This window comes from Variovorax sp. J2L1-78 (assembly GCF_030317205.1).
GTDB classification, from domain to species: domain Bacteria; phylum Pseudomonadota; class Gammaproteobacteria; order Burkholderiales; family Burkholderiaceae_C; genus Variovorax; species Variovorax arabinosiphilus.
The window spans coordinates 1,249,020-1,260,693 of sequence record NZ_JASZYB010000001.1; the positions used below are offsets into that span (position 1 = coordinate 1,249,020).

The 11,674-nt window shown below is 67.2% G+C and carries 13 protein-coding genes; 4 read left to right on the forward strand and 9 right to left on the reverse strand.

Annotation, left to right across the window (positions count from 1 at the left end):
- Positions 1–2: 2 nt before the first annotated feature.
- The 6 genes from QTH86_RS06020 to QTH86_RS06045 all read right to left on the reverse strand — a co-directional run bounded on the left by QTH86_RS06020 (position 3) and on the right by QTH86_RS06045 (position 4,112).
- Entirely contained in the window at positions 3–257 is a 255-nt protein-coding gene (locus tag QTH86_RS06020) for a hypothetical protein (protein ID WP_286645577.1), read from the reverse strand.
- A gap of 75 nt (positions 258–332) precedes the next feature.
- Positions 333–1,217 (reverse strand): DUF6279 family lipoprotein, encoded by an 885-nt coding sequence (locus tag QTH86_RS06025; protein WP_286645576.1) that lies wholly within the window; start codon positions 1,215–1,217, stop codon positions 333–335.
- Positions 1,218–1,287: 70 nt separating this feature from the next.
- Complete coding sequence (locus QTH86_RS06030) at positions 1,288–2,115, reverse strand: aspartate dehydrogenase (RefSeq protein ID WP_286645575.1); 828 nt, start codon at positions 2,113–2,115, stop codon at positions 1,288–1,290.
- A gap of 21 nt (positions 2,116–2,136) precedes the next feature.
- Positions 2,137–2,886 (reverse strand): anti-sigma factor, encoded by a 750-nt coding sequence (locus QTH86_RS06035; protein WP_286645574.1) that lies wholly within the window; start codon positions 2,884–2,886, stop codon positions 2,137–2,139.
- Positions 2,883–3,449 (reverse strand): sigma-70 family RNA polymerase sigma factor, encoded by a 567-nt coding sequence (locus tag QTH86_RS06040; RefSeq protein ID WP_286646753.1) that lies wholly within the window; start codon positions 3,447–3,449, stop codon positions 2,883–2,885. The genes QTH86_RS06035 and QTH86_RS06040 overlap by 4 nt, the downstream gene beginning before the upstream one ends.
- Before the next feature lie 87 nt (positions 3,450–3,536).
- Positions 3,537–4,112 carry a DUF3455 domain-containing protein gene (locus tag QTH86_RS06045; RefSeq protein WP_286645573.1) on the reverse strand — a complete coding sequence of 192 codons (576 nt, stop codon included), beginning with the start codon at positions 4,110–4,112 and terminating at the stop codon, positions 3,537–3,539.
- A gap of 252 nt (positions 4,113–4,364) precedes the next feature.
- Here QTH86_RS06045 and QTH86_RS06050 point away from each other — a divergent pair, with 252 nt between their 5' ends.
- From QTH86_RS06050 to QTH86_RS06065, 4 genes are all read left to right on the forward strand, one after another.
- A complete protein-coding gene (locus tag QTH86_RS06050; RefSeq protein ID WP_286645572.1) occupies positions 4,365–4,712 on the forward strand; it encodes a hypothetical protein in 348 nt (115 codons plus the stop codon).
- A 124-nt stretch (positions 4,713–4,836) separates the two neighbouring features.
- A complete protein-coding gene (locus tag QTH86_RS06055) occupies positions 4,837–6,363 on the forward strand; it encodes a M48 family metalloprotease (protein ID WP_286645571.1) in 1,527 nt (508 codons plus the stop codon).
- Positions 6,360–7,985, forward strand: a complete 1,626-nt coding sequence (locus QTH86_RS06060) for a CHASE2 domain-containing protein (RefSeq protein ID WP_286645570.1) — start codon at positions 6,360–6,362, stop codon at positions 7,983–7,985. The genes QTH86_RS06055 and QTH86_RS06060 overlap by 4 nt, the downstream gene beginning before the upstream one ends.
- A 39-nt stretch (positions 7,986–8,024) precedes the next feature.
- Positions 8,025–8,417, forward strand: coding sequence for an FHA domain-containing protein (locus QTH86_RS06065; protein WP_286645569.1), 393 nt, complete (start codon positions 8,025–8,027; stop codon positions 8,415–8,417).
- Between the two features lie 18 nt (positions 8,418–8,435).
- On the opposite strand, the gene mmsB is transcribed toward QTH86_RS06065, so the two are convergent.
- Genes mmsB through QTH86_RS06080 form a run of 3 tightly spaced genes read right to left on the reverse strand, consistent with a single transcriptional unit; the run spans position 8,436 to position 11,666 of the window.
- Positions 8,436–9,332, reverse strand: a complete 897-nt coding sequence (gene mmsB, locus QTH86_RS06070) for a 3-hydroxyisobutyrate dehydrogenase (protein ID WP_286645568.1) — start codon at positions 9,330–9,332, stop codon at positions 8,436–8,438.
- Between the two features lie 34 nt (positions 9,333–9,366).
- Complete coding sequence (locus tag QTH86_RS06075) at positions 9,367–10,482, reverse strand: enoyl-CoA hydratase/isomerase family protein (RefSeq protein ID WP_286645567.1); 1,116 nt, start codon at positions 10,480–10,482, stop codon at positions 9,367–9,369.
- A 29-nt stretch (positions 10,483–10,511) separates the two neighbouring features.
- Complete coding sequence (locus QTH86_RS06080) at positions 10,512–11,666, reverse strand: acyl-CoA dehydrogenase family protein (RefSeq protein ID WP_286645566.1); 1,155 nt, start codon at positions 11,664–11,666, stop codon at positions 10,512–10,514.
- Between the last annotated feature and the right edge of the window lie 8 nt (positions 11,667–11,674).

Sequence of the window (11,674 nt, forward strand, 5' to 3'; positions counted from 1 at the left end):
CGTCAGAGATCGTCGTCCCCCTGGAACTCATCGGGCATCGCGTCCTCCATCGGCCCCACCAGCGGGTCTTCGCACAGGGCTAGAAGGGCGTCGCACCCCGCCTTCAGCGCATCGATGTAGGTGGCATGGGGCAGTGCGCCTTCGACCAGCGGTTCGAATTCCGCGAGATGGTCCGGCGATTCGAGAATCCGCCACGCATAGTCGCCGCTGTCGTGCTGATCCACCGTGAGGGCGAGGGAGAGAAGTCGGCGTGCCATGGCCGGCATTGTGACCAGCCCATATGACACCAACCCGCGTGTTGGCCGACCGCAACGACCTGCACCACGGCATGCTCAATGCGCCGCGATCAGATCCCGGATGTCCTGCGCATAGGCCTGCAGCCGCCGCACCGCCTGCTCCCGCTGCGCGGGGCGCGTGGCGTTGTGCAGCCGGGCAATGTTGTTGCAGCTTTCCTGCAGCAAGGCCTGCTGGTGGTCGCGCCAGGGGCCGGGCGGCGGGTCGGCGATGCGCCGGGCGTAGGCCACAAGCGCAGCCTGAACCTCGGGCGGCCGGGCGGCGCTGTTGGCGAAGCGGCGCAGCAGCGCCAGCGATTCGCGCTGGCGCTGGCGCCGCTCGGCGTCGACCCGCCGCGGATCGAAGATCGACCGGTCGGCCATCTGGCGCAGCAGCGCGCGCTGGGCGTCGTCCAGCGTGCCGTAGAAGTCTTCGCTGCGTTCGAGGAAGGTGTCGTAGCGCTTGCGATGCTGCCCCTCGACGCTGCGCTCGAGCCAGTCGCTCGCGTACTCGGCGTTGTTCTTCGCGTACTTGACCTCGATGTGCTGCAACTGCGCATCGCCCAGGCCCAGGGCCAGTTCGGCGCCCGGGCCGGCCACGTCGACGGCGGTGGCGAGCAGGCTGTCGCGCAGTTCGTCGCTGGCCGCGCAGACCTGGGCCGCCGTCACGTCGGCCACCGCCAGGCGCTCGGCCCTCTCGACCAGCGCCAGCAGCTTGGGCAGCTCGGTGCGGCGGTGGCGCTCGAGCAGTTGCGCGAGCTGCTCCTTGACCCGCGGCGATTGCGCGCCGTTGAAATCGACGTAGCTGTCGAGCCACCAGTAGCCGAATTCCGGCAGGTTGTTGTAGGCCAGCTTGACGGCGCTGCAACCGAGCAGCAATGCGCCCAGCGCAACGGCGCAGCCGAACTTGGCCAGGGTGGCAGCACAGGTGATGGGCAGTCGCATCACGCCAGTATCCGCGCAGGCGTGCCCTTCCGGCCTGTAGGCGGCGCGCGCTTTCGACTGCCGGAGCGCCTCAGATGAACGCGATGGCGCTGCCGCGGTTGTCCAGCGCCGCCAGCACGCTCATGCCGGTGATCTGCGAGGTCTTGGGGTTCGACGCGGCGCTGGCGCCGGCGACCTTCACCGTCAGCGTCGACGACGGCCCGGCGGCCTCGATGAGGCCCGAGTTGCCAGTCGCCGCCGGGTCGGCGACGAGTTCGACCACCGTCTTCTGCAAGCCCAGGCCGGCCAGCGCGACGACGGCGGCCAGATTGGCGTTCTTCGGGTAGAGCCGCGCGGCGTCGGCCGCCGTGCCGGAGAAGATCACGGTGCGCTCGGTGAGCGCGTCGAGGTCGAAGGGGCCATCGGCAGGCGTGTCCTTCCACGACGCGGGCGGCTTGGTCGACGTGTATTTCACCGACGACAGCCCGGCGCGCCGCAATGCCAGCAGGCCGTCGAGCCCGGCGATCGCGCCGATGGGCAGCAGCAGCCGGCTGCCGCCCTGCGTGGCCGCCTGTGCGAGGCGCTCGCGGAAGCCGTCGTCGGCCAGGCTGCCGACGGAAATCAGCGCGAGATCGACGCTGGCGGCGAGGAGGCGTTCGCCGTGCGAGATCACCGCGCCGTGCCCGGCCACTTCGACCGCAAGCTGCAGGTCGGCCGCCAGGAATGAGGCGATGTCGGTGCACACGGCCACGCCGGGTGGCACTGCACGCAGCGCCTCGTCGCGTTGGTGGTCGCGCACGAGCAGCGCAGCGAGCGTGTGGCCGCGCACGGGCGTCGTGGACCAGGCGTCGACCACCGAGCGGCCGATGGCGCCGAAGCCGATCAGGCCGACGCGTGTGGGGGTGTTGGAGCGTGTCATGGGGCGCAGCGTGGAACGGGGCTACATCACCTTGACGGCGCGCCCGATGAACTGGATCGGCCCGGTCGGCCGGTCCAGCGGCGAGCCGTTGGCCGGCTCCAGCGTCAGCTCGAAGAGCTGGTTGGGCTCCAAGGGTGGCAGCTTCTCGATCGGCACGCGCAGCGCGCGGCCCGGCTGCACCAGACCGAGCGACACCGGCCCGCGCCAGCCGTCGGCCTTGGTCCAGAACTGCAGTGACTTGTCGGCCGGCACGGCGACCGTGCCCAGCGGGATGAGGCTCAGCTGTTCCTGCTGGCGACCGCCGGTCTGCACCACCCAGCCGGGTGCCTTGTCCTGCGGCGCGACCAGCACGACCAGGTACTGCGGCGTGGCCGGCGTCTGGATGCGCACCACCAGCACGGCCGCGAGGACCGCCGCGGCCGCGAAGCCGGTGCCGGCCAGGCCGCGCCAGAGGTTCAGGTTGTTCCACCAGGTCTGCACGCCGGTCGCCGCACGCTTGACGCTGTCGGCCGCGGCCGAGGTCTGCGGCGCCACGCTGCGCTCGATGCGTGCCCACAGCGTGGGCGACGGTTCGACCGGCTCGGCCAAGGCGGTCAGCGGGTGCAGGCGCTGCTCCCAGCCATCGACCGCGTCGCGAAGCGCCGGCTCGCCGGCCATGCGCGCCTCGACCTCGCGCCGCTTCGCGGCCGACAGGGTGCCGAGCACGTACTCGCCCGCCAGCGACTGCAGGTCGTCGTCGTCCGGCAATGAAGTGGGTGTGTTCGGGTTCATGTCATGCAATCGCGCAAGGCGCGCATGCCGCGCTGGATCCAGGCCTTGACCGTGCCCAGCGGCGTGTGGGTGCGTTCGGCAATCTCGCCGTGCGAGCAGCCATCGACGTAGGCGAGCACGATGCATTCCCGCCGCCCCGGCTCCAGCTGCTCGAGGCAGCCGTCGAGCCGACCGAGGTCGACACGGGTTTCGCCAGCATCGCGTGTGCTTGCATGGTGTTGCACCGCCATCTCGTCTTCGAGCGCCGCGCCGGACTCTTCGTCGACCGGCACGTCGCGCGCGTGGTTGCGAACCCAGTTCAGCGCCGTGTTGCGCACCACGCTGTAGATCCAGCCTCGGCCCGCACCGCGCGCGGCGTCGAAGGTGGTGGCGCGCTGCCAGATGGCGACGAAGGCGTCGTGCAGCACATCTTCGGCGTGCTGGCGCTGGCGCACGATGCGCAGCGCCACGCCGAGCAGGTAGCGGCTTTCACGCGCGTAGATCTGCGCCAGCGCCTGGGACTGCCCCTGGGCGCAGGCGGCGAGTGCAGCGTCGTAATCGAAATCGTCGGGAGCTGGCAACAGGAGGCCCGGGGTGGAACGGTGGGAGCCCGGATGGTAGTCGAGCCCTCCCCGTTTCCCCGCAAGGCCCCTGCCCCGCGCTGGCGCGCTTTACGCCGCCTTCCAGAAGATGTAGTCGGCCTGGTACTTCACGGTCGCCTTCTGGCCCTTGGTCATCGGCGTGCAAGGCATCGACGCGGGGGCGACACCGCCGGTGAGGGCCACGCGCTGGATGTAGGTCACGCCGGTCATGGCGCCCATGCCCATCGCCGGGTTGGCCTTCACCAGCTGGTACGGCAGGCTGGTCGGACCCGAGGGTGCGACGGCGAGCTGCGTGGCGGTCAGCTTGGAGCCGTCCATCGCCTCCCAGGTGGCCGGCGGGCCGTAGTACTTGCCGACCTGCTTGCCCATGCGGTCGTTCAGCACGGCGTTGGGGCCGACGAAGACCCACTCGGTCTGGCCGGGCATGTTGGCCTTGTCGCGGCATTCGTAGGTGATGTCGCCCACGCCCACGGTTTCCAGCGCGACCTTGTTGCCCGTCGGCACCTGGATGCTCGGCGGCAGGCTGGCCTGCGAGAACGTCGACATCGGCATGCTCGGGCCCATCGAGCCGCAGGCGGCCAGGACGGCAGCCGAGGCGGCGATGGCGGACACGGCCAGGGTACGGGATGAGATCAGTGCTTGCATGGGAGCTCCTTCGAAGTGGTTGCAGTTGCGGGTGCGCAGCGTCTTGCTGCTGCAGGTACTACCCGCGGGAGCGGCTTTTGGATGCAGGGGCCGAAAGAAATATTTCGCACTGGGTTGGCCCGGTCCGAGCCACCCTGCCGCCTTCATCAAAAGTGGTGATTGCAGCCCGGCATCCCTTGGAAACAATAGTTTTCAACTTCAGACCTCTTCCAGAAATGGGGTGCACGCATGAGACCGCGGACTTTTCTCCTGGTGCTCGCGATGGCGGGTGGGTCTGCGGCGGCGCTGGACCCCACGTTCGTTCCGACTGAAATCGTCCCGAGAAGCGTCGGCAAGCCCGTCCAGACCTTCAAGCAGGCTCAGGGCAGCGAACGGGGCCTTGAGATTCCTGCTGGGAACTTTCCCCTCCGCGTATTCGAAGAGTCTCCCGATGGTCAGCGGTTTCGCATCAAGGTCGGCAACGCCGACGCATGGGTGTCGAAGCGCGACGTGCAGCAGAAAGGGAATCTGAACGTGCAGGAGATGTGCTCGACCGTGGGGCCGACGATGCACGCCGGCGCCACGCTGAACGCAAACGAGGGTTGCGTCAAGAAGCGCTGAAAACGCACAAACGCTCGCTCGCGGCGGGAGTCGTCCCATCTCTTTTTTTTGAATCCCTTGGGCGGATGCTGTGCCACGCCAAGAACAACGAAGTCGAGGAGTTCCCGAGATGCGTCTTGCGTTCATGGTGTCGGCGGCCCTTGCGGCTGTCCTAGCGGGCTGCGCTGCGCCCTCCGGCTCTGGGACTGGTCCTGCAAACGAGCCGAGTCTGCTGGACCGCGGCAGGGAAGCGCTGTCGAACGTGCTGGGCGGCCTCGACAGCAAGCCGATGCTCTCGCGCCTGAAGCCGGGCGCCTACGAGCCGTCCAACGAAGCCATCGGCGACGAGATCGACATCAATGACAAGCGCGTGAGCCACGGCCTGGTGCCGCTGCCCGCCGCCACGGCCTACGCCAACCAGGTGCTCGACAAGCTCAAGGCGGCCAGCGGCGTGACGAACGTGCCCGGCAAGGTGTTCGTCGTTGCCAACGACCAGCTCGACGCCGGCGCCACGCCCGACGGCAACATCTTCGTGTCCTTGGGTTACCTGCGAAATCTGCAGAACGAGGACCAACTCGCCGCCCTGCTGGCGCATGAGCTCAGCCATGTTCTGCTACACCACCACGACAGCAGTTGGATCGGTCGAAAGCAGAAGGAAATGATGTCCTTCTTCGAGGACAGCGCGCTGCTCAAGAACACCTTGGAGAACGTGGTCTCCGGCAACAACGCGCCCACCAAACCCTACACGTCGGGCCAGCAGGAAACGCTCGATCGCATGCTGCTGCTGGTCAAGCTCAACGACCGGGCGCTGCAACCGGCGTGGGGGCGGCGGCAGGAAGCCGAGGCGGACCGGTTGGGCGTTGATCTGATGATCAAGGTGGGCTATAGCGTGGCCGATGGCACCTTGCCCTGGCTGGACAAAGTAGCGGAATGGGATGCACAGCAAGCCAAGCTGCGCGCCGAACTGGCCGCCCAGCGGCAGGCCAGTATGGAAGCACTGGCGAGCCAAGGTCGTATCGACAGTTCGGCCAAGATGGCACTTGACGGTGCGATGAAGGACGTGCTCGAGGAATTGGCGCGTTCGCACGATGACGGCAGCAAGCGGCTGGAGGAGATCAATGTCTACCTGGACAAGGTCCACGCCGATTCAACGGTTGCGCGTCGAGCCACGGTAACGCCCTATACGCAGTTCATGCAGCAGCGCGACGTCAAGGCCACGGTCGATGGCTACCGCGAAGCCTTCGTGGCACGCAACCAGATCGTCGATCGAAAATTCGCGCAGGCACTGCCCACGCTGCGCCGCTTGACGGGCGGCGGCGTGATCTCGTCGCACGCCCTGCCCAACTACCTGTTGTTCGAGGCGCAGCGCGGCGGTGGCAGCGGCGTGGGCAACGAGCAGGTACTGCGGCGCAGCCTCGCGGCGCCCGAGCCGACCTGGGAACCCTTCGACTCTGCAGCCGCCTACTATGGTGGCCGCAACCAGAAGGCCGCTGTTGCCGAGATCGGCCGCAATGCACTGAGCAGGTTCAGCAACGCGCCCTCGGCCTATCCACGTCTGGTGAGCCTGTACATGCGGTATGGAATGAAGGACGAAGCCGCCACTGTCTTTGTCGAATGCCGCCGAAAACAGGCGCAGATGCGTCTTGCCTGCGAAAAGGCCCTGAAGAAATGACGGCGCCCACCGGCACTCTCTGGAAACGGCGAAGCTGGCAATGGGATGCCTGGGTGGCCATCGTCACGGTGATCACAGGCCTGTTCCTGGCATGGTTGACGCAACAGATGCCCGAGGAAGAGATCCTCAAGCGCGCCGTGATGCGTTCCGTGGCGCCGGCGCTCACACCGGCCTACAGCGATGGGGCCAAGGGGATGATCACGATCCTGACCATCGACGATCTGGACCTGAAGACCTTCGGGGAAAAATGGCCGCTGAAGTACGACTTTCTGGCTCGACGGCTGGATGCGGTATTGCAGAAAAAGCCGAAGGCGATCTTCATCGACCTGCTTCTTAGACGTGACGCCGCGCCTTCAGAGATCCAGGCCTTGCAGGAGGTGATCTGTAAGCGACGCGGAGACACGACGATCTACATCGCGTCCGTCAACGATGGGTCACTGGACTCGGCCATCGAGTTGCAGCTCTTCCGCCGGTCCGAGCGCCCGCCCTTCGAACCCTGTGCCAAGAAAGTCAACGCACAGATCAGCTGGGACAAGTATGACCAGTCGCAATGGGAATACCCGACCGCCATCAAGAGCGAGGGGACGCGGCCGGCCGGGCTCCGCTCTGCTGCCTTCGACATCTTCTGCGACGAATGGAAGCACCGGTGCCCGGCGGACGCCAGCGAACCGATGGCCCTGATCTGGCCGACACGCTCCTTTCCCACGAATCTCGAATCGATGATCCGGATCCGGCGGGGCACGGAAGGAAATGCTGATCCGACGTACGAGCCAGCTTGCCGCAACGGCATACCCTTGTGGGAGGCCTTGCCGGGTAGCGGATTGATGAAAAGCCTTCTTGATGGCAAGAAGGACGAGGCGCGACTGGCACCTTGCCCGTTCCTGCGCGTCTTTCCCCTGCGCTCTTTCAATCGACGCGGCTTTTCCGACGCGGAGGTGACGGATGCCATCGCCAACAAGATCGTGTTCCTCGGCGCCGATATCGTCGGCGCCGCCGACAAGATCGTTTCACCGGTCAACGGTGTGCTGCCCGGCGTTCATGCGCACGCCATGGCGCTCGACAACCTCATCACCTTCGACGGGCGCTACAAGCAGTCGGGCGAGTTCAAGGCCGACGATCCGCTAAGCCCTGGCAGCCTGTTCGTCATCATCAGCGTGATCGCCATCGTGGTCATCCTGACAGTGTGGAAGCACTACTTCACGGAAGCGGAGCTGCCGCAGTCCATCACGTTGGGAAAGTGGCAGAGCCGCATGGGCAAGGCCACCCTCTTTCTGCTCGCGATACCGCTGATCGTGCTGGGCGCGCCACGAAGCGGTGCAAACAGCTACCGACGGGAACGCCTACTGGGAAAACTAGGCTTCTTTAGCGTGAACATCGCCCTCGTCGCCCTGATCTTCTGTCTAGGCTACCGGTGGCTCGACCAGGGCCCACTCTCGATGCTGGAGTACGTGCTGTTTCCCTTCCTCGCTCACTTCCTTCATCTGGGTGAAACCATTGCCGTGCGCGGTTGTGATTGGTTCCATTCGCTCGCGAAGAACAATCCCTGGGAGGAATGGGCGCGGCGGCGCGCCAAACATGGATCCGACGACATTGAATGTGCCGCCACCACACATCGCACCTGACTGACAGCAATCGACACACTTTGCTGCGATCATCGAGGCATGAGCGGCGCCAAGCTACCCACACTTGCCATCCTTCTGCCGTCGGGCCTGTTCGAGGTGCATGTGCTGCCCGCGGGCCGCTCGACCCTCGGCCGCGCACCAACGAACAGGGTGGTGGTGCACGACCGCCGCGTCAGTCGCGTGCATGCGGCCATCACGGTGGAGCATGCCTTCGTGACCATCGAGGACCTGGGCAGCACCAATGGCGTCTGGCTCAATGGCCGCAAACTGGTGCAGGAGCCGCTGACGGATGGCGACGTCTTGACGGTCGGCGATTCGACGGTGCACTTCGCCTGGGAAGGCGCCAGCGACGAGCAGATCGTGGCCGAGGCGATGCCCTCGGTTCCCGGCTGGCGCCTGCCGCCGAACCAGGAATCGAAGGACACCGAGTAGCGCGGTGCCCCGAGCCGGTCAGATTTTCTTCTGCACCATCTTGATCACGCTGGAGAAATCCAGCGCGCCGTGGCCGGCCAGGCTGTGCGCGGCATACAGGTTGCGCGCCAGGCCGCCCAGCGGGGTCGACGCGCGCACCGCGGCGGCGTTCTCCTGGGCCAGACCCAGGTCCTTGAGCATCAGGTCGGTGCCGAAGCCGCCCGCATAGTTCTTGGACGCGGGCGCCGTCTCCATCACGCCCGGCAGCGGGTTGTACTTTTCCAGCGCCCAGTTGCCGCCCGAGCTGCGCCGCATGATCTCCGACAGCACCTTCGGGTCGAGCCCGTTGGCCACGCCCAGCGCGATGGCTTCGGAGGTGCCGATCATCAGGATGCCCAGAAGCATGTTGTTGCAGATCTTGGCGGTCTGGCCCGCGCCGGCCGCACCGGCGTGGAAGATGTTGGCGCCCATCTTCTCGAGCACGGGCCGCGCGCGTTCGAGGTCGGCCTCGCTGCCGCCGACCATGAAGGTCAGCGTGCCGGCGATGGCGCCGCCGGTGCCGCCCGAGACTGGCGCATCGATGACGGCCACGCCCTTCTTGGCGGCCGCTTCGGCGACCTTGCGCGAGGTGGCGGCGGCGATGGTGCTGCTGTCGATCACCAGCGTGCCGGGCGCGATCTTCTCCAGGATGCCGGGCTGCCCGTCGCTGCCCAGATAGAGCCCTTCGACATGCGCGCTGGCCGGCAGCATGCTGATGACGATCTCGGCGCCGTCGAGCGTGGCCGCCGCCGACGCGGCGATCGGCAGGCCCTCGGCCGCGAACTTCGCGCAGGCCTCCTTCGACAGGTCGAAGGCGCTGAGCGTGTGGCCGGCCTTGTGCAGGTTCATGGCCATGGGGCCGCCCATGTTGCCGAGGCCGATGAATGCGATCTTCATTGTCTTGTCTCCGTTGTTTTTGAAAGGTAGCGGCTCAGGCCAGCGACACAAGTTCCGGCGCCATCTCGCCGCGCGCACGCAGGTGGTCCTCGACGAAGGCCGGCGTGATCTCGGCGAGCGTCGCCGGGTTCCACTTCGGGTTGCGGTCCTTATCGACCAGCACCGCACGGATGCCTTCGGCGAAGTCGGCATGGGCGCAGAAGCCCAGCGACGCCCAGTACTCGAGCCGGAACACCTCGGCCAGCGACATGCGCGGCACGCGCTGCCACAGCGCCCACGACAGCGCGACCGAGCTCGGCGCGCCCTTGGCGTAGGTCTTGACCGCCGTCTGCAGCCACGGGTCGTCGCTCTGCAGCGCGCGCAGGCGCTGGTCGATGACCAGCAGGTCCTCGCCCGCCAGCGTGGCGTTGATGAGGTCGAAGTGCTCGCGCAGCTTCGACGCGGGCATGGCCGCGCCCTCGCCCGCCTGCGCCAGCAGCCTGGACATCAGCGCGCGGTCGGCGTCGGGCGTGCCCTTCCAACCGGCGGTCGTGATCGCCTCCAGCACCTGCGCCTTGGCGGCATGCGGCACCAGCACGTCGGCCAGGCCGATGAAGATGGCATCGGCCGCATTCACCTGCGCCGCCGTGAAGGCCAGGAACAGGCCGGTGCAGCCCGGCGTGCGGCGCAGGAACCAGCTGCCGCCGACGTCGGGGTACAGGCCGATGTTGACCTCGGGCATCGCGACGCGGCTGCCCTCGGTCACCACGCGGTGCGAGCAGCCGGCCATCAGGCCGACGCCGCCGCCCATCACGATGCCGTGGCCCCAGCAGACGAAGGGCTTGGGGAAGGTGTGGATCAGGTAATCGAGCTCGTATTCCTCGCCGAAAAAACGCTCGGCGTATTCGTTGCGCTCGGCCTTGCAGTCCAGCAGCGTCTGGTAAAGCTGGCGCAGGTCGCCGCCGGCACAGAAGGCCTTCTCGCCAGCGGCGTCCATCAGCACGCCGACGATGCCGGCGTCAGCCGCCCATTCGCGCAGTTGCGGCGTGAGCAGGCGCACCATGTCGACCGACAGCGCGTTGAGCGAGGCCGGCGCGTTGAGCGTGGCCACGCCGAAGCGCTGGCCGTTGGCGGTGGGAATTTCCTGGAAGAGAACGACGGGTTCGGTCATGGGCAACGGGGTGATCGGGGTGGTGGAGGTCAGCGGATGTCGCTGTCGCCTTCGAGCAATTTTCGCGCGACGATGACCCGCATGATTTCGTTGGTGCCTTCGAGGATCTGGTGCACCCGCGTGTCGCGCACCAGCCGCTCCAGCGGGAACTCGGCCAGGTAGCCATAGCCGCCGTGCAGCTGCAGCGCGTCGTTGCAGATGGTGAAGCCCGCATCGGTCGCGAAGCGCTTGGCCATCGCGCAGTAGGTGGACGCATCGGGGTGCGCCGCATCGAGCTTGCTCGCGGCCATGCGCACCATCTGCCGCGCCGCGACCAATTCGGTCGCCATGTCGGCCAGCTTGAACTGCAGCGCCTGGAAGCTCGCGAGCGGCTTGCCGAACTGCTGGCGGTCGTGCAGGTAGCCACGCGCCGCGTTCAATGCACCCTGGGCCGCGCCGACCGAGCAGGTCGCGATGTTGATGCGCCCGCCATCGAGCCCCTTCATCGCGATGCGGAAGCCCTCGCCTTCGCTGCCCAGCAGGTGGTCGGCCGGCACGCGCACGTTGTCGAAGGCGATGGTGCGCGTGGGCTGGCTGTTCCAGCCCATCTTGTGTTCCTTCTTGCCGTAGCTGATGCCGGGCGCATCGGCCGGCACGGCGAAGGCCGAGATGCCGCCCGCACCGCCACCGCCGGTGCGCGCCATCAGCACCAGCACGTCGGTCGCACCGGCGCCGCTGATGAAGGCCTTGCCACCGTTGATGACGTACTCGCCGCCTTGCAACTCGGCGCGCGTCTTGAGCGAGCCGGCGTCGGACCCGGCGCCGGGTTCGGTCAGGCAGTACGACGCCAGCTTGCGCCCGCTCGTGAGGTCCTCGCCCCAGGCCTTGCACACGGCCTCGGTGCCCCAGGTGCCGAGCATCCAGGTCGCCATGTTGTGGATGGTGATGAAGGCGGTGGTCGACGGGTCGACAGCCGCCATCTCCTCGAACACCAGCGTGGCGTCGAGCCGCGGCAGTGCGAGGCCGCCGATGCGTTCGGGCGCGTAGAGGCCGCAGAAGCCCAGCTCGCCCGCCTTCGCGATGGCGTCCTTGGGGAAGAACGCCTCGGCGTCCCAGCGCGCGGCATGCGGCGCGAATTCGGCGGCGGCGAATTCGCGGGCGGTCTCGGCAAAGGCGCGCTGCTCTTCGGAAAGTTCGAAGTCCATGCAGCCGA